Source organism: Ancylobacter sp. (genome assembly GCF_965229075.1).
Lineage (GTDB): Bacteria > Pseudomonadota > Alphaproteobacteria > Rhizobiales > Xanthobacteraceae > Ancylobacter.
This window is the reverse complement of sequence record NZ_CBDDIO010000002.1, coordinates 810788-827590: the sequence shown is the minus strand read 5'-3', so window position 1 is coordinate 827590 and position 16803 is coordinate 810788. Positions and strand designations below refer to the sequence as shown.

Annotated in this window: 17 protein-coding genes; 11 read left to right on the top strand and 6 right to left on the bottom strand. The window is 69.2% G+C overall.

Annotated elements, in window-relative coordinates; translation table 11 throughout:
• Window positions 1-21: 21 nt before the first annotated feature.
• Entirely contained in the window at window positions 22-249 is a 228-nt protein-coding gene (locus ACO07Z_RS09945; protein WP_244379221.1) for a hypothetical protein, read from the bottom strand.
• 206 nt (window positions 250-455) lie between these two features.
• Between ACO07Z_RS09945 and ACO07Z_RS09940 the strand changes: the two genes are divergently transcribed.
• Both ACO07Z_RS09940 and hisG read left to right on the top strand, forming a co-directional pair.
• A complete protein-coding gene (locus ACO07Z_RS09940; RefSeq protein ID WP_421698577.1) occupies window positions 456-1574 on the top strand; it encodes an ATP phosphoribosyltransferase regulatory subunit in 1119 nt (372 codons plus the stop codon).
• Window positions 1571-2542 carry an ATP phosphoribosyltransferase gene (gene hisG / locus ACO07Z_RS09935; RefSeq protein WP_421698576.1) on the top strand — a complete coding sequence of 324 codons (972 nt, stop codon included), beginning with the start codon at window positions 1571-1573 and terminating at the stop codon, window positions 2540-2542. Before ACO07Z_RS09940 ends, hisG begins: the two co-directional genes overlap by 4 nt.
• Before the next feature lie 316 nt (window positions 2543-2858).
• Here hisG and cysG read toward each other — a convergent pair whose 3' ends face one another.
• The 5 genes from cysG to ACO07Z_RS09910 form a co-directional block, all read right to left on the bottom strand.
• On the bottom strand, window positions 2859-4361 hold the full coding sequence (gene cysG, locus ACO07Z_RS09930; RefSeq protein ID WP_421698575.1) for a siroheme synthase CysG: 1503 nt from the start codon (window positions 4359-4361) through the stop codon (window positions 2859-2861).
• Between the two features lie 88 nt (window positions 4362-4449).
• Window positions 4450-4947, bottom strand: coding sequence for a TIGR00645 family protein (locus ACO07Z_RS09925; RefSeq protein WP_421698574.1), 498 nt, complete (start codon window positions 4945-4947; stop codon window positions 4450-4452).
• Window positions 4948-5088: 141 nt separating this feature from the next.
• Complete coding sequence (locus ACO07Z_RS09920) at window positions 5089-5811, bottom strand: hypothetical protein (RefSeq protein WP_421698573.1); 723 nt, start codon at window positions 5809-5811, stop codon at window positions 5089-5091.
• 159 nt (window positions 5812-5970) lie between these two features.
• Window positions 5971-6624, bottom strand: coding sequence for a peptide-methionine (S)-S-oxide reductase MsrA (msrA, locus tag ACO07Z_RS09915; protein WP_421698572.1), 654 nt, complete (start codon window positions 6622-6624; stop codon window positions 5971-5973).
• 93 nt (window positions 6625-6717) lie between these two features.
• Entirely contained in the window at window positions 6718-7017 is a 300-nt protein-coding gene (locus ACO07Z_RS09910; protein WP_244379209.1) for a hypothetical protein, read from the bottom strand.
• A 349-nt stretch (window positions 7018-7366) separates the two neighbouring features.
• Here ACO07Z_RS09910 and ccoN point away from each other — a divergent pair, with 349 nt between their 5' ends.
• The 9 genes from ccoN (at window position 7367) to ACO07Z_RS09865 (ending at window position 16690) form a co-directional block, all read left to right on the top strand.
• Window positions 7367-9001 carry a cytochrome-c oxidase, cbb3-type subunit I gene (gene ccoN / locus ACO07Z_RS09905; RefSeq protein ID WP_421700784.1) on the top strand — a complete coding sequence of 545 codons (1635 nt, stop codon included), beginning with the start codon at window positions 7367-7369 and terminating at the stop codon, window positions 8999-9001.
• Between the two features lie 12 nt (window positions 9002-9013).
• Window positions 9014-9769 carry a cytochrome-c oxidase, cbb3-type subunit II gene (gene ccoO / locus ACO07Z_RS09900; protein WP_421698571.1) on the top strand — a complete coding sequence of 252 codons (756 nt, stop codon included), beginning with the start codon at window positions 9014-9016 and terminating at the stop codon, window positions 9767-9769.
• A 10-nt stretch (window positions 9770-9779) separates the two neighbouring features.
• Window positions 9780-9935 carry a cbb3-type cytochrome c oxidase subunit 3 gene (locus ACO07Z_RS09895; RefSeq protein WP_244379205.1) on the top strand — a complete coding sequence of 52 codons (156 nt, stop codon included), beginning with the start codon at window positions 9780-9782 and terminating at the stop codon, window positions 9933-9935.
• Between the two features lie 2 nt (window positions 9936-9937).
• Window positions 9938-10822 carry a cytochrome-c oxidase, cbb3-type subunit III gene (ccoP, locus tag ACO07Z_RS09890; protein ID WP_421698570.1) on the top strand — a complete coding sequence of 295 codons (885 nt, stop codon included), beginning with the start codon at window positions 9938-9940 and terminating at the stop codon, window positions 10820-10822.
• Window positions 10823-10981: 159 nt separating this feature from the next.
• Complete coding sequence (gene ccoG, locus ACO07Z_RS09885) at window positions 10982-12451, top strand: cytochrome c oxidase accessory protein CcoG (RefSeq protein WP_421698569.1); 1470 nt, start codon at window positions 10982-10984, stop codon at window positions 12449-12451.
• 21 nt (window positions 12452-12472) lie between these two features.
• A complete protein-coding gene (locus ACO07Z_RS09880) occupies window positions 12473-12970 on the top strand; it encodes a FixH family protein (protein WP_421698568.1) in 498 nt (165 codons plus the stop codon).
• A 116-nt stretch (window positions 12971-13086) separates the two neighbouring features.
• Window positions 13087-15345, top strand: coding sequence for a heavy metal translocating P-type ATPase (locus tag ACO07Z_RS09875; RefSeq protein ID WP_421698567.1), 2259 nt, complete (start codon window positions 13087-13089; stop codon window positions 15343-15345).
• The gene (ccoS, locus tag ACO07Z_RS09870; RefSeq protein WP_421698566.1) at window positions 15342-15542 is read left to right on the top strand and encodes a cbb3-type cytochrome oxidase assembly protein CcoS; all 201 of its coding nucleotides are present in this window, start codon (window positions 15342-15344) and stop codon (window positions 15540-15542) included. Before ACO07Z_RS09875 ends, ccoS begins: the two co-directional genes overlap by 4 nt.
• Entirely contained in the window at window positions 15539-16690 is a 1152-nt protein-coding gene (locus tag ACO07Z_RS09865; protein ID WP_421698565.1) for an MFS transporter, read from the top strand. The genes ccoS and ACO07Z_RS09865 overlap by 4 nt, the downstream gene beginning before the upstream one ends.
• Window positions 16691-16803: the final 113 nt, after the last annotated feature.

The following is a 16803-nucleotide window of genomic DNA, read 5'->3' as shown; positions in this document are numbered from 1 at the left end:
ATTGCGCGCACCGTCACCCGATCAGAAGCCGTGCAGCGGGCCTTCGACGGAGATTTCCACCCCGTTCAGCGTGCCCTTGCGATGGGGCGCGGCGGGGGGCGCGAGGTGGGGCTCGACCTCGGCCTTGAACGCCTTGAGCGCGTCGCGCTGGGCGGTGATGGTCTTCGCCTCCAGCCGCAGCCGGAAATCGGCGGGGTTGAGGCCGTTGGCCTGAAGCCAGGCGGAGAGTTCGCTGAGGGCGCCTTTCATCGCGGAAGTCCTTGGCAGGAAACGGAATGCGGCGAGGAAATAGGCGCGGACCCGCCGGGATGCCAGAGGGGGCGAGGCGTAGGGGAACGGGCGGCGCCTCGCCCACCCGGAAACCATCTCGCCGCCCGCGCATGGACCCGCGCGCGGGGCTTTGCTAGAAGCGCGCAGCTTCTCGCCGCCCCGTTTCCCGCACACCGGACCCGCCCATGCCCGCCGACCAAAGCCACGCCGAGGAACTGCTCGCGCTCTATGCGCGCGCCGGTTTCACGCGCGTCGAGCCGCCGGTGCTCCAGCCCGCCGATGCCTTTCTCGACCTCTCGGGCGAGGAGATGCGGCGCACCATGTTCATCACCATGGACCCGGACGGGCGCGAACTGTGCCTGCGCCCGGACCTGACCCTGCCGGTGTGCCGCCATTACATCGCGGAAGGCGCCGCCCAGCCGCGCGATTTCGCCTATCTCGGCCCGGTGTTCCGCTCCGATGTGGCGGGCGGCGAGCTGCTGCAGGCCGGCGTCGAATCCCTCGGCCGGCACGACCGCGAGGCGGCGGATGCCGATGTGCTGGCGCTGGGGCTGGAGACGGCGGCGCTGTGGGGGGTGATCGACCCCACCATCCGGCTCGGCGATGCCGGCCTGTTCGCCACGCTGCTCGACGCGCTGGATCTGCCGCCCGTGTGGCGGCGGCGGCTGATCAAGGATTTCGCCCGCTCCGGCGATCTCGGCGCTGACCTCGCGCTGCTGAAGCAGCGCCCCGAGGCCGGCGGCGTCACCGCCCATGCCGGCGTGCTCTCGGCGCTGGCGGGCTCCGACCCAGCGGCGGCGCGGGCGCTGGTGACGGATTTGCTCTCCATCGCCGGCATCTCCACCGTCGGCGGGCGTTCCGTCTCGGAAATCGCCGAGCGCTTTCTGGAGCAGGCCGCGCCCGGCGATGCCGAGGGGCTGTCGGCGGAAAAGGTCGCGGTGATCGAGCGCTATCTCGCCATTGCCGGCACGCCCGACCAGGCGGCGGCGCGGCTGCGGGCGCTGGCGGGCGAGGCGGGGCTGGAGCTGGACGGTGCGCTCGACGCCTTCGAGACCCGCACCCATTTCATCGCCGCGCAGGGCATCGAGCCCGAGCGCCTGTCCTTCGCCACCGCCTTCGGCCGGCCGCTGGATTATTACTCCGGCATGGTGTTCGAGCTGCATGAGAACGGCGTGGGTGCGCCGCTGGTGGCCGGCGGGCGCTATGACGGGCTGCTCGGCCGGCTCGGCGCCGGGGAACCCATTCCCGCCGTCGGCTTCGCCGTCTGGCTCGGCCGGCTCGATGCCGTGGAGGCCCGCCTATGAGCGCACTGATCGTCGCCGTGCCGTCCAAGGGCCGGCTGCAGGAAAACGCCACCGGCTTCTTCGCCCGCGCCGGCATGTCGCTGACACAGTCGCGCGGCGCGCGTGACTATCGCGGCACGCTGACCGGGGTGGAGGGAGTGGAAGTCGCTTATCTCTCGGCCTCCGAGATCGCCAGCCAGCTGGCGGCGGGCGCCGTGCATCTCGGCGTCACCGGCGAGGATCTGGTGCGCGAGAGCATCCCCGACGCCGATTCCAAGGTGCTGCTGGTGGAAGGGCTCGGCTTCGGCCACGCCAATGTGGTGGTGGCGGTGCCGCAGGCCTGGATCGACGTGCGCACCATGCGCGACCTCGACGATGTCGCCACGCATTTCCACGCCACGCGCGGCCGTCGGGTGCGGGTGGCGACCAAATACCTCAACCTCACGCGCGGCTTCTTCGCCCGCCACGGCATTGTCGATTACCGCATCGTCGAAAGCCTCGGCGCCACCGAGGGCACGCCGGCGGCGGGCACGGCGGAGTTGATCGTCGACATCACCACGACCGGCTCGACGCTGGCGGCCAACGCGCTGAAGGTGATCGAGGACGGGGTGATGCTGCGCTCGGAGGCCAATCTGGTGGCGTCGCTGCACGCGGACTGGAACCCGGCCGCGAAGGCGGCGGCGCGGGCGCTGCTCGACCGGGTGACGGCGGCCAAGCGCGCCGCCACCATGCGCGAGGTCAAGACCCGCTTTGCCGCCTGCGATGCCGGCGTAGTGCAGGAGGCGGTGCGCCGTTTCCGCGCCGTGGCGCCGTTCGGCGCGCCGACCTCCTCGGGCATGGTGACGCTGCACTGCCCGCCGGACACGCTGCACCCGCTGGCGGTGTTCCTGCGCGAGCAGGGGGCGGCCACCGTCTCGGTCGGCCCGCTCGACTATGTGTTCGCTGCCGAGAACCCGCTTTACGCCAAGCTGGAAGAGCGGATCGGGTAGGCCTTCGCCACCCTTGCCCCCTCATGGCCGGGCTTGACCCGGCCACCCAGAAACGGCACCGCCGGAAAGAGGGCCGCTTTGACGGGTCCAAAGGCTGGATCCCCGGGTCAAGCCCGGGGATGAGGGAGGGCTTCGTCATCCCGGCCGAGCGGGGAGCGACAGCCGGTCGTTCCGAGGACTGGCGGCGATCCCGGATCGACCTTCGGCCGTCCGGGACGACGGCGCGTGGTTTTGAGGAAGGCGCGTCATCCTGAGGTGCCCGGGCGCAGCCCCGGCCTCGAAGGACGCAGACGGCCGATGTCAGGCGCTCCTTGGGTTATCCCCGCGCGGCCTGTGCCGTCTCCGCCGCTTCCGGCTGCGCGAAAGCTGCCGCTTCCCCAATGGCGTGGCCGAACAGGACGAGGCACGGGCCGGTGGCGCCATCGGCGACCGCCGCTTCCAGCGCCGCCTGCAGCGTGGCGACGGTGGCGGGGATTTGCCGTTCCTCCGGCCGCGTGGCGGAGAACAGCGCGATGGCCGGCGTCGCCGGATCGAGGCCCGCCGCCATCGCCTTGCCCGCCAGTTCGCCCCAGGTGCGCTGCGGCATGTAGACCACCGTGGTGGCGGCGGGATCGGCCAGCGCCTGCCAGTCGAGATCGCGCGGCAGCTTGCCGTCGCGCGCATGGGCGGTGACGAATTGCAACCGTCGCGCATGGTCGCGATGGGTGAGCGAGGTGGTGAGCCGGCTCGCCGCCCCCTGCGCCGCGGTGATGCCCGGCACCACCTCCACCGGCAGGCCGGCATTGCGCGCGGCGGTGATCTCCTCGCCGGCGCGGCCGAACACCATGGGGTCGCCGCCCTTCAGCCGCACCACCCGCTTGCCCTGCTTGGCCAGCGAGACCATCAGCGCGTTGATGTCGTCCTGCTTGCACGAGGCCTTGTAGCCGGTCTTGCCGACCAGCATCTTGCGGGCCTCGCGGCGGGCGACATCGAGCACCGCCGGGGCAACGAGATCGTCATACAGCACCACATCGGCGGATTGCAGCACGCGCACCGCCTTCAGGGTGAGCAGTTCCGGGTCGCCCGGGCCGGCGCCGACCAGCGCGACGGAACCCTGGGGCGTGTCGGAGCGCTCGACCTCGGCGCGGCCGAGCAGGCTCTCGCGCAAGGCCTCCGTCGGTTCGGCCTCCGGCGTCTCCAGCGCGGCGCGGGTGAAGCGCTCCCAGAAGCCGCGACGCCCCTGATAGGACAGGGCAAGGGCGGACACCGCCGGGCGCCAGCTGCGCGCCGCTTCCGCCCAGCGCTTGAAGCCCTGCGGGATCACCGCCTCGATCTTGGCCCGCACCGCCTGCCCGAACACCGGCGCGGCGCCGTCGGTGGAAATGCCGACCACCAGCGGCGAGCGGTTGACGATGGCGCCGAAGGCGAAATCGCAGAAGGCGGGCTTGTCCACCACATTGACCGGCACGCCGGCGTGCCGCGCGGCCTCGGCGAAACGCGCGCACTCCTCGTCTTCCTCGATGGCGCCGATGGCGAGCGCGGCGCCGTCAAGGTCGGCCGGGGTCCAGTCGCGGGCGATGAGTAGCAGCGGGCCGTCGGGCGGGGCGGCGGCGAGTTCGACCAGGTCCTCGCAGAAAGCGGGGGCGATCACCTCCATCCGCGCTCCGGCGGCGGAGAGCAGCTCCGCCTTCCACGCTGCCGCCTCCGAGCCACCTGCCAGCACGACGCGGCGCCCGGCCAGGGCGAAGAACACCGGCAGGCGGGCGAGCGGGTCCATGCGCCCGGAAGCGCGGCGGGCCCGGCGCTCGCCGGGCGGGGTGGGGGAGGCGGAATCGGTCATCGCGGCGGTCGTCCGAAAGGGGGTAGCGGACTTATCACACAAAATTCACGTCGATTAAAGGTAATGGACGAGAATTGTTCGGAAAATATCAGTGCGCCTTTTCCGACAGCTTGTCGGTCCAGGCCAGCACCACGCCGGAGAGCACGAACACGACATGGATGATGACCAGCCACATCAGCTGCTTCTCGTCGACGCCGCGGTCGAGATTCATGAAGGCTTTCAAGAGCGCGATGGCGGAAATGGCGACGATGGAGGCGAGCAGCTTCTGCTTGAGGCCGGAGAAATCGACCTTGGTCATCCATTCCGGCCAGTCGGAATGGCCTGAGGCGTCGATCTTGGAGACGAAGTTCTCATAGCCGGAGAAGATGACGATGATGACCAGCGAGCCGGTGAAGGTGAGGTCGATCAGCGCCAGTATGCCGAGAATGGTGTCGCTTTCGTCCAGATCCGCGGCATGGGTGACGAAATGCACCAGCTCGACGCCGAATTTGTACAGAAGCACCGCGAGCGCGATCACCAGCCCCAAATAGAACGGCGCCATGATCCAGCGGCTGACGAAGATGAAGCGTTCTATGACCTTTTCCATGCGTCCGTCGCCTTGAGCTGACCCCGCCTCTCGCGGGTGCGAGAGGGGTGCCACGGCGCGGCGACGGCGGCAATAGGCTCTATGAAGGGGCGCGAGGGGTTCACGCGGGGCGTCGTGTCCCCCTCGCTGGGTGACGGTGCGTCAGTTCGCCGTCACTTTCTGATAGGTGTTCTTCAGCTCGTCCTGAATGACGATGGCCGTGCCCTTGGCGGCGAGCAGCAGGTCCTGCTGCGGGGTGCGGGTGCTGTAGCTCCAGCCCGCCGGCGGCTTGAGCCGGCTGCCGAGCCCGGCGAGATCGGCATAGCCGAGCGTCGGGTCGACGATCTGGGCGTAGGACTGCATCACATAGACCGCGCCGTCCGGGGCGGTGAGCTGGAACACCGGCTTGCCGGCGTCGAAGCGGTAGGTGGTCTCGCGGTCGATGGTCTGCTCGGTATAGCTCGGCCCCATCGCCTGATGCAGCGACAGCGACACCTCGGCGCGCTTGGCGAAGACGATGCCGCCCACCGTGATGACCTCGCCGGTCTTGGTGTCGCCTGAGGCGGTGATGCCGTCCATGATGAAATGGCGCGGGCCGTTCATGACCACGGCGAGCGTGTCGAACTGCCGGAGCAGGTCGCGCCGGGTCAGCGCGTCCCATTTGTCGGCGGGGCAGTCGTCGAAGCCGAGCGTGTTGAACACCGAGGCCTTGAGGCCGTCGATGGTGAGATGCACCGCCACCAGCTCGCAATAGCGCGCGTCGCGCAGCACCGCCGGCAGCTTCTGCGTCAGGTCGGCCGGCTGCTGCGCCAGCGCCGCCGTTGCGCATAGCGGCAGCAGGGCGAGAAGAGCGGAGCGGGTGAGCGTGGCGAGCCGGGCGAACATGGGCAGCATCCTCGGTCGGGGCAGGTGGCGGGAAGCTACCCCCACACCGGCGCCGGGCGGAAGACGCGCCCGGCGATGCGACCAAGAATAGACAGGCAAAGAATCGGCAGGCACGGGGCGCGAAGGGAGCGGCGGGAAACCCCGCCGCGCCGGGTGTCGTCAGGCGGTGACGCCGGTGCCGATGGGGCAGGAGACGCCGGTGCCGCCGAGCCCGCAATAGCCGTTCGGGTTCTTGGCGAGGTATTGCTGGTGGTAGTCCTCGGCGAAATAGAACACCGGGGCGTCGACGATCTCGGTGGTGATGGCCGGGAAGCCCTTGGCCTTCAGCGCCGGCTCATAGGCCGCCTTGCTCGCCTCGGCCTCGGCCCGCTGCGCCGGTGAGGTGACATAGATGCCGGAACGGTAGGTGGTGCCGACATCATTGCCCTGCCGCATGCCCTGGGTCGGGTCGTGGCTCTCCCAGAACAGCTTGAGCAGCTGCGCGTAGCTGACCTTCGCGGGGTCATAGACCACCAGCACCGCCTCGGCATGGCCGGTGAGGCCGGTGCACGTCTCCTCATAGGTCGGGTTCGGGGTGATGCCGTTGATGTAGCCGACGGCTGTCACATACACGCCCGGCGTCTGCCAGAACTTGCGCTCCGCGCCCCAGAAGCAGCCAAGCCCGAAAATCGCGGTCTCGAAACCCTCGGGGTAGGGCCCCTTCAGCTTGTGGCCGTTGACGAAATGGGTCTCGGCGGTGGGCAGCGGGCGGGCGCGGCCGGGCAGCGCCTGCGCGGGGGTCGGCAGGTCGATACTCTTCTTGAAGAAGAACATGGGGCAAATCCCTTGCTGGAATGGCGCCAATATGGGGATTGCGCCCGCTTTGCGCGAGGGCGGAGCCGTGGCGCGCCGATCACGCGCGCGGCATCACGCTGCCGGGCGGCGGCCGATCAGCAGCAGCAGCGCGCCGATGACGCCGAGCACGAGGAACAGCGGGGCGCCGAGCACCGGCACGACGAGATAGTCCCACACCGTGGCGGAGAGGGTGCGGGTGACGAAGGCCTGGAAGCGGGTCAGCGAGTCCGGCCCCACGGCGAGCCAGGTGACGCCGAGCGGGGTGGTGACGATCTCCGCCGAGGCGATGGATCGCACGCCGTCCAGCACCAGCGCCACGAAGGCGCCGGCCAGAACCCACAGGCCGACGAAGCGGAAGAGAAAGCGGATCATGCGCGGCGTCCCGGTCCTCATGCGCTGTGGCGCATCTGTCGCGTCCGACCGTCTGTAGGCGGGGCGGGCGGGGGAGGCAAGGCCCGCGCGGTCCGGCACGGGCGGGGAGGGGCGCGGCAAACCCTGTGCGCGCGGCATTGCGCCGCCGGTCTCGCGCGTCCGTGAAGACCCTTAGCCTTGATGTGGATCAAGGTTGTCGCTCGCCCGCGGCGCGAAAGCTCCCTCCACATCATGGAGTCGTTCCAGATCGGCCGATCGGAACGTGGAGGGTCGAATGACGCAGCTACAAAGCTCCGCTGGACGCGGCTCGGGTGCCACCGAGCCGGGCGTCGATCAGAGCGGAAAGAAGATGACCTTCGGCGAGGGCGGCCTTGCCTTCGTCTTCGCGGTCCTGGCGCTGTCCTGCATCACCGTGGCGGCAAAGACGCACGATGCCGCCTATGCCTTCCACGCCTATCTCTCGGCCTTCGCCAGCCTGGCGGCGGTGTTCGTCATCCTCAACCGCTATGTGGACCGCCCGGCGGCCCTGCCGGCGCGCGAGATCGACGGCAAGCCGAACTACAATTTCGCCCCGGTGAAGTTCGCCACCGTGGCGGCGATGTTCTGGGGCATCGCCGGCTTCCTGGTCGGCGTCATCATCGCTTTCCAGCTCGCCTTCCCCTGGCTGAACCTCGACCTGCCCTGGACCGCCTTCGGCCGGCTGCGCCCGCTGCACACCTCGGCGGTGATCTTCGCCTTTGGCGGCAACGTGCTGATCGCCACCTCGTTCTATGTGGTGCAGCGCACCTCGCGCGCCCGCCTCGTCGGCTATCTCGCGCCGTGGTTCGTGGTGCTGGGCTATAATTTCTTCATCGTCATCGCCGGCACCGGCTATCTCCTGGGCATCACCCAGGGCAAGGAATATGCCGAGCCGGAATGGTACGCCGATCTGTGGCTGACCGTGGTGTGGGTGACCTATCTGCTCGTGTTCCTCGCCACGCTGTGGCGCCGCAAGGAACCGCACATCTACGTCGCCAACTGGTTCTACCTCGCCTTCATCGTCACCATCGCGATGCTGCATCTCGGCAATAATGCCAGCATCCCGGTCTCGGTGTTCTCGCCCAAATCCTACATCGTCTGGGCGGGCGTGCAGGACGCCATGGTGCAGTGGTGGTACGGCCATAACGCGGTCGGCTTCTTCCTCACCGCCGGCTTCCTCGCCATCATGTATTACTTCATCCCGAAGCGGGCCGACCGGCCGGTCTATTCCTACCGGCTGTCGATCATCCACTTCTGGGCGCTGATCTTCATCTATATCTGGGCCGGCCCGCACCATCTGCACTACACCGCGCTGCCGGACTGGGCGCAGACGCTGGGCATGACCTTCTCCATCATCCTGTGGATGCCCTCCTGGGGCGGCATGATCAACGGCCTGATGACGCTCTCGGGCGCCTGGGACAAGCTGCGCACCGACCCGGTGCTGCGTCTCATGGTGGTGTCGGTCGCCTTCTACGGCATGGCCACCTTCGAGGGGCCGATGATGTCGGTGAAGGCGGTGAACTCGCTCTCCCACTACACCGACTGGACCATCGGCCATGTGCATGCCGGTGCGCTCGGCTGGGTCGCCTACATCTCCTTCGGCGCCATCTACTGCCTGGTGCCGTGGCTGTGGCACAAGCGCGAGCTGTATTCGCTCCGCCTCGTCAACTGGCACTTCTGGATCTCGACCATCGGCATCGTCTTCTACATCTCGGCGATGTGGGTGTCGGGCATCCTGCAGGGTCTGATGTGGCGCGCCTACACTTCGCTCGGCTTCCTCGAATACTCGTTCATCGAGACCGTCGAGGCGATGCACCCCTTCTACATCATTCGCGCCGTCGGCGGGGTGCTGTTCCTGGTCGGTGCGCTGATCATGGCGTTCAACGTCTTCATGACGATCCGCCAGCCGGATCTGGCGGAAGCCGACACCGGCGTCCGCAACCCGTCCCTCGTGCCGGCCGAGTGAGGAGGCAAGATCATGGCTGAAGCCGTCGCTCCGAAGAAATCCCTCTGGGCCAAGCACGCCTTTCTCGAAAAGAATTCGATCTGGCTGCTGATCGGCATCCTGCTCGTGGTCGCCATTGGCGGCCTCGTGGAAATCGTGCCGCTGTTCTACCTCAAGAGCACCATCGAGAAGGTTTCCGGCGTGCGTCCCTGGACGCCGCTGGAACTCGCGGGCCGCAACATCTATGTCCGCGAGGGCTGCTACAACTGCCACTCGCAGATGATCCGCCCGCTGCGCGACGAGGTGGAACGCTACGGCCACTACTCGCTGGCTGCCGAGAGCATGTATGACCGCCCGTTCCAGTGGGGCTCCAAGCGCACCGGGCCGGACCTCGCCCGCGTCGGCAACAAATATTCCGACGAATGGCAGCGCCAGCATCTCGCCGATCCGCGCTCGGTGGTCCCGGGCTCGATCATGCCCGGCTACCCCTTCCTGGCGCAGACTCCGCTCAAGACCTACGAGATCGCCGACGACATGAAGGTCAATGGCGTGCTCGGCGTGCCCTATTCCGAGACGATGATCGCAGAGGCGCTGGCGGACCTCAAGGCGCAGGCCAACCCCGACGCCGATGCCGACGGTCTGAAGGAACGCTATCCCGGCGCGCAGCAGCGCGACTTCGACGGCAATCCCAAGCTTTTGTCGGAAGCGGATGCGCTGATCGCCTATCTCCAGGCGCTCGGCACCATGGTCGACTTCAAGCTCTACGACGACAAGGCAAACATCCGCTGAGGAGGCTGGGATGAACGAGACTTATCGCGCCCTCGCCGAATTCGCTCAGACCTGGGGGCTTCTCTACTTCGTCGGCATCTTCCTCTGCGTGCTCGCCTATGCGCTCTCGCCGCGGCGCAAGGCGCAGTTCGAGGACGCTGCCCGCATGCCGCTGCGCGAGGATTGATCATGGCCGAGCATCACAAGAACGAAGTCGACGCCGTCACCGGCGTCTCGACGACCGGCCACGAGTGGGACGGCATTCGCGAATTGAACAACCCGCTGCCGCGCTGGTGGCTGTGGACCTTCTACGCCACCATCGTGTGGGCGTTCCTCTACTGGATCGCCTACCCGGCCTGGCCGCTGGTCTCCGGCTACACCTCGGGCGTGCTCGGCTGGAAGTCGCGCGAGGCGGTGCAGGTGCAGCTCGCGGACCTGCGCGCCCAGCGCGGCGCCTTCGCCGAGAAGCTGGAGGCCGCCTCGCTCGAACAGATCGAGGCCAGCCCCGAACTTCTGGCCTTCGCCCGCGCCCAGGGCCGCGCCGCCTTTGGCGACAATTGCGCCCCCTGCCATGGCTCGGGTGCCGCCGGCTCCAAGGGCTATCCGAACCTGAACGACGATGACTGGATGTGGGGCGGCTCGCTGGCGCAGATCCAGCAGACCATCCTGCACGGCATCCGCTCCACCGATGCCGACGCCCATGTCGGCGACATGCCGGCCTTCGGCCGCGACGGCCTGCTGCAGCGCCCGGAAATCGTCGCGGTGGCGGACTATGTGCGCTCGCTCTCCAACCTGCCGGTGCCGCAGGGCGTGACGCCCGACCTCGCCAAGGGCAAGGAAGTGTTCGCGGCCAATTGCGCCGCCTGCCACGGCGCCGACGGCAAGGGCAATATCGAGCTTGGCGCGCCCAATCTTACCGATGGCATCTGGCTCTATGGTTCGGACCGCGACAGCATCATCGCCACCCTGACCAATGGCCGCGCCGGCATCATGCCGGCCTGGGCGGGGCGTCTCGACCCGACCACCATCAAGGCCCTCACTGTCTATGTGCATGCGCTCGGCGGGGGGCAATAGCGCGCGCACCCTGACGGGTTGAGGCCATGCGGCGGGGCGTCTCAGCGGCGTCCCGCCGCATAAGCATTTTTCCGCCCGGCAAGCCCCGGATCAACGCTCCCCGCCCGGCGGTCTAGAAAGCCTCCATGAAGGCGCACCGCGCACAGGTCGGGGACCGACATGAACATGGCGACCAAGGTGGAACGGCTCGAAGAGCCGGAAGTTGACGACGATGCCCCGCTTTATGAGGCCCGGCGCAAGATCTACCCCATCGCCGTCCACGGCACGTTCCGCAAGATCAAGTGGACGCTGCTCATTGTTACCCTCGGCATCTATTATCTGCTGCCCTTTTTGCGCTGGGACCGCGGGCCGAACGCCCCCTCGCAGGCCGTGCTGGTCGATCTCGCCAATGGGCGGTTCTATTTCTTCTTCATCGAGATCTGGCCGCAGGAAATCTACTACGTCACCGGTCTCTTGATCCTCGCCGCGCTGGTGCTGTTCCTGATGAACGCGGTGGCCGGGCGGCTGTGGTGCGGCTATCTCTGCCCGCAGACCGTGTGGACCGACCTGTTCCAGGCCATCGAGCGCATGGTGGAAGGCGACCCGCGCGAGCGGCGCGAGAAGCTGAAGACCGCCTCGCGCGGCCGGCGCGCCTTTGAGGCGGCGTCCAAGCACACGCTGTGGCTGATGGTGGCGTGGTGGACCGGCGGCGCCTGGGTGCTGTATTTCGCCGACGCGCCGACGCTGGTGTGGCAGCTGTTCACCGGCACCGCGCCGATGGTGGCCTATCTCTGGATCGCCATTCTGACCTTCACCACCTATGTGCTCGCCGGCCATATGCGCGAGCAGGTGTGCACCTATATGTGCCCGTGGCCGCGCATCCAGGCGGCGCTCACCGACGAATACGCCTTCAACGTCACCTATCGCTACGATCGCGGCGAACCGCGCGGCTCGCTCAAGAAGACCGAGGCGTTGCGCGCGGCGGGCGTGCCGGCGGGCGACTGTATCGACTGCAAGCAATGCGTCGCCGCCTGCCCGACCGGCGTCGATATCCGCCTCGGCAGCCAGCTCGCCTGCATCCAGTGCGGCCTGTGCATCGACGCCTGCGACACGGTGATGAACAAGGTCGGCCGCCCCACCGGGCTGATCGCCTACGACACCGAGATGAATGTCGAGCGCCGCATGAAGGGCCTCGCGCCGGTCACCAAGGTGCTGCGCGCCCGCACCCTGCTCTATGCCGGGCTGATCGTCATCGTCGGCGGCATCATGGTGGCGACGCTGGCGATGCGCGGCTCGGAAGGCGTTTCCGTCATCCATGACCGCAACCCGCTGTTCGTGCGGCTGTCCGACGGCTCGCTGCGCAATGCCTACACGCTGCGCATCGTCAACAAGCAGTCGCTGCCGCGCCGCTTCGCCATCGCGGTGGAGGGCGTGCCGGAGGCGCGGCTGGAAGTGGTGGGCGGCATTTCAGAGACCGAGAACGGCCATCCCGTGGTCGAGGTCGGGCCGGACCAGACCTATGAGCTGCGGGCGCTGATCTCCACCTCCGCCAAGCTGCCGGCCAATGCCTCGCTGCCGGTCACCTTCTCCGTCACCGACGTGATCGGCGGCGAGACCACGACCGCTCCCGACCATTTCAAGGGCCCCTGACGCCCCGACCGGAGAACCCGCATGGCCACGCTCATGACCGCGCGCGACGAACACAAGGTCCGGCCACTCACCGGCCGGACGGTGCTGATCTGCTTCATCGCCTTTTTCGGCGTGGTGTTCACCGCCAATTTCTTCCTGGTGCGGGCGGCGCTGACCACCTTCGGCGGGGTGGAGACGGAAAGCTCCTACAAGGCTGGGCTCGCCTTCAAGGCCGAGAGCGAGGCCGCCGCCGCGCAGGCCGCGCGTCACTGGCAGGTCGACGCCCATGTCGCGCCGGGCCGGCTCGATGTCGCCGCCCGCGACGCCGCCGGCCGCCCGCTCACCGATGTCGCCCTCGCCGCCACCCTGCGCCACCCCACCGACCGCCGCTTCGACGTGACGCTCGATCCCGTCAAGGTCGGCGCCGGCCAATGGCGGGCGAGCGACACCATCACCGCCGGCCAGTGGGAACTCGTCCTCGAACTCTCCCGCGATGGCGAGCGGCTGTTCCGTTCCACCAACCGTGTCGTCATCCGTTAGATCGCTTCACTGTTTCGCGGAAACGGTGAAGCGATCTAATTCTTTGTTTTGTCGCGTTTTCTTCACGCGAACCGGTATCCACTTCGCTCGAAAACGCTCCAGGCCGGAGGCAATCCATGAGCGCGCAGGCTCTTTCTCTCCCGGCGACCGCCTCTCTGCCCGCCACCCCGGCGGCGCAGGATTATTCGCTGTTCCTGCGCCGCGACCCGGCCGGGCAGGCGGAAATGGCCTTCGCGGTGGAGGGCATCGACTGCGCCGCCTGCATCGACGAGATCGAGGATGGCTGCGAGGCGCTGCCCGGCATCGCCCGGGCGCGGCTGAACTACACCACGCACCGCCTCACCATTGGCTGGGAGGCGAAGGCCGAGCCCGCCCCCGCGCGTGTGCTGGAGGCGCTGGCCAAGGCCGGCTACCGCGCCTATCCCTTCGAGGCCGACCGGCTGGAGGAGATCGACAACGCCACCTCGCGGCACCTGCTGCGCTGCCTCGGCGTCGCCGGCTTCGCGGCGATGAACATCATGCTGCTCTCAGTGTCGGTGTGGTCGGGCAATGTCACCGACATCACCCCCGAGACGCGCGATTTCTTCCATTGGCTCTCGGCGCTGATCGCGCTACCCGCCGCCGCCTATGCCGGCCAGCCGTTTTTCCAGAGTGCCCTGCGGGCGCTGAAATCCCGCTCGCTCAACATGGACGTGCCGATCACGCTCGGCGTGCTGCTGGCGCTCAGCGTCTCGGTGTTCGAGACGCTGCACCATGCCGAGCACGCCTATTTCGACTCGGCGGTGATGCTGCTGTTCTTCCTGCTGGCGGGCCGCTATCTCGACCACGCCATGCGCCGGCGCACGCGGGCGGAGGCGGGCAATCTCGCGGCGCTGAAGGCGGTGAGCGCCAACCGCATCGAGCCGGACGGGCGGCTCGTCACCGTGCCCGCCGCCGCGGTGAAGCCGGGCGACGAGGTGATGCTGCGGGCGGGCGAGCGCGCCCCCGTGGACGGCATCGTGCTGTCCGGCACGGCGGCGGTGGATGAGAGCCTCGTCACCGGCGAGACGCTGCCGCGCAGCCTCAGCGTCGGCGCCACCGTGCATGCCGGCAGCCTCATCCATGACGGCGTGCTGCGGCTGAAGACCGTCGCCGCCGGGGAAGACACGTTTCTCGACGAGATCGAGCGGCTGCTCGACAAGGCCTCGACCGCGCGCGGGCGCTATATCCGCCTTGCCGACCGCGCCGCCCGGCTCTACGCGCCCATGGTCCACACCACGGCGCTGCTGGCGCTGGCCGGCTGGCTGATCGCCGGCGCCTCGCTGCATCAGGCGGTGCTGATCGCGGTGGCGGTGCTCATCATCACCTGCCCCTGCGCGCTGGCGCTGGCCGTGCCGGCGGTGCAGGTGGTGGCGGCGGGCACGCTGATGCGCGCCGGCGTGCTGCTGCATTCCGGCGACACCTTCGAGCGCCTCGCCGAGATCGACACCGTCGCCTTCGACAAGACCGGCACGCTGACCCTGCCGGAGCCGAGCCTTTCCGACACGGGCGATGTGCCGGCGCCGCTGCTCGCCGTCGCGGCGCGGCTGGCGCTGGCCAGCACCCACCCGCTGGCGCGGGCGATCGCCGCCGCGCATCCCGACGCACGGCCGCTCGATACTGTGCGCGAGGTGCCCGGCGCGGGGGTGGAGGCGGAGATCGACGGGGTTATGGCCCGGCTCGGCAGCCCGGCTTTCTGCGGCTGCGAAAAGCTGGCGGCCGAACGCGCCGCCCTTGCGCCCGAGGCGTCGCTGGTCGCGGTGCGGCTGGGAGAGGCCTGCGCGGTGCTCGACATTCGCCAGGCGCTGCGCCGCGATGCCAAGGCGGTGATCGACGAATTGCGCGCCGCCGGGCTCAAAGTGGTGCTGCTCTCGGGCGACCGGCGCGCGGCGGTGGCGGCGGTGGCGGGCGAACTCGGCGTCACCGACTGGTGGGCGCAGATGCGGCCGGGCGACAAGATCGCCGTGCTGGAAAGCCTCGATGCCAAGGGGCACGGCGTGCTGATGGTGGGCGACGGCATCAATGACGCGCCCTCGCTCGCCAGCGCCCATGTCTCGCTCTCGCCGATCAGCGCCGCCGATGTGACCCGGGCGCAGGCCGACGCGGTGTTCCTCGGCGAGAAGCTGGCGCCTGTCGCCATCGCCCTGAAGGTGGCGCGGCGGGCGCGGCACCTGATGCGGCAGAACCTGATGATCGCGGTGATCTACAATCTCATCGCCGTGCCGCTGGCGGTGGCCGGCTATGTGACGCCCTTGGTGGCGGCGCTGGCCATGTCCGGCTCGTCGGTCATCGTCACGCTGAACGCGCTGCGGGCGCGGCAGGGCGGCTTCGCGGCCGGGGAAAAGGAGGCGGCATGAGCGTGCTTCTCTATCTGGTGCCGGCGGCGCTGAGCCTCGGCCTGCTCGGGCTGGTGGCCTTCCTCTGGTCGCTGCGCAGCGGCCAGTATGACGATATCGAGGGCGCGGCGGTGCGCGTGCTGTCCGATGACGATCTGCGCGAGACCGCACCTGTGCGCCCTGACCGCAACGCCCTGACCGGCGAGCCGCGGGCATGAGCGCGAGCGAGTATTTCGACGCCGAGGCGGAAGCCGCCCGCGCCGGCCGGCTCGGTTGCTCCTGCCCGGAAGACGCGCCGCGCGCGCTGCGCCGCTCGCTCGGCATCGGGCGGCTGGCCGGCGGCTTCGCCCTTGTGGTGCTAGCGCAGGCGCTGACGCTGGGCGCGCTGCCGCTCGCCGGGGCGATGCTGGCCCCGCGCCCGGAACTTGCCGCGCTACCGCTCGCCGCGCTGCTGCTCGGCGCGGCGCTGGCGAGCCTTCCCGCCAGCTTCCTGCTCGACAATTTCGGCCGGCGCGCCGCCTTCGCGCTCGGCGCCAGCCTCGGCGTCGCCGGCGGGCTGATGGCGACCTATGCGATGGCGCTCGGCGCCTTCCCGATGCTGGTGCTGGGCGCCGCCTGGCTCGGCGCGGCGCAGGGCTTCGGCATGTTCTACCGCCACGCGGCGGCGTTCGGCGCCGCCACCGGGGCGCGGGCCGGCATGGTGGCGCGGCTGATCGGCGCCGGGGCGCTGGCCGGCCTTGCCGGGCCGCTGCTCGCTGGCGCGGCGGAAGCGGCGCTCACACCCTACACTTTCGCCGGCACGCTGCTGCTCGCCGCGCTGGCGCAACTCGGCGCCCTGGCCTTCGCCGTGCTGCTGCCCGAGGCGCGTTTTTCCCATGCCGATCTCACGGTGGAGGCGATGGCCGCACCGCAGCAACGCCCCGCGCCGCTGGCCTGGCGGGCGCTGGTGGCCCCGACGTTGATCGGCGCGCTGGCCTGGGGGGCGATGACCTCCGCCATGGCCGGCGCGCCGTTGTCGCTCGCCGGCTGCGGGGTCGGCGTGCCGCTGATCTCGGGCATCGTCGCCTGGCATGTGGTGGCGATGTATGCGCCGGCGCTGGCCGGCGGGGTGCTGGTGCGCCGGATCGGCGCGACGCCGCTGGCGCTGCTCGCCCTCGCTTTGTGCCTCGGCGCCGCTGTGGCGGTGACGCAGGCGAGCGAGGCGGTGACAATCAGCCTCGCCTTTCTCATGGTGGGCGCCGGCTGGGCGCTGGCGAGCCTTGCCACCACGCTGATGCTGCATGGCGCGGGCACGCCCAACCGGCTGCAACTCGCCGCCCATGACGGCCTGCTGCTCGCCGCCGCGCTGCTCGGCGTGCTGATCTAGCTTTTCTTGCTCGTCATCCCGGCGCGCGCGCTGCGCGTCACCCCGGCCAGCGTTTCGCGCCGCCGGGATACGGCCCTCTGTGCGATATTGACGCCCGCGACGGTTTATGTAAG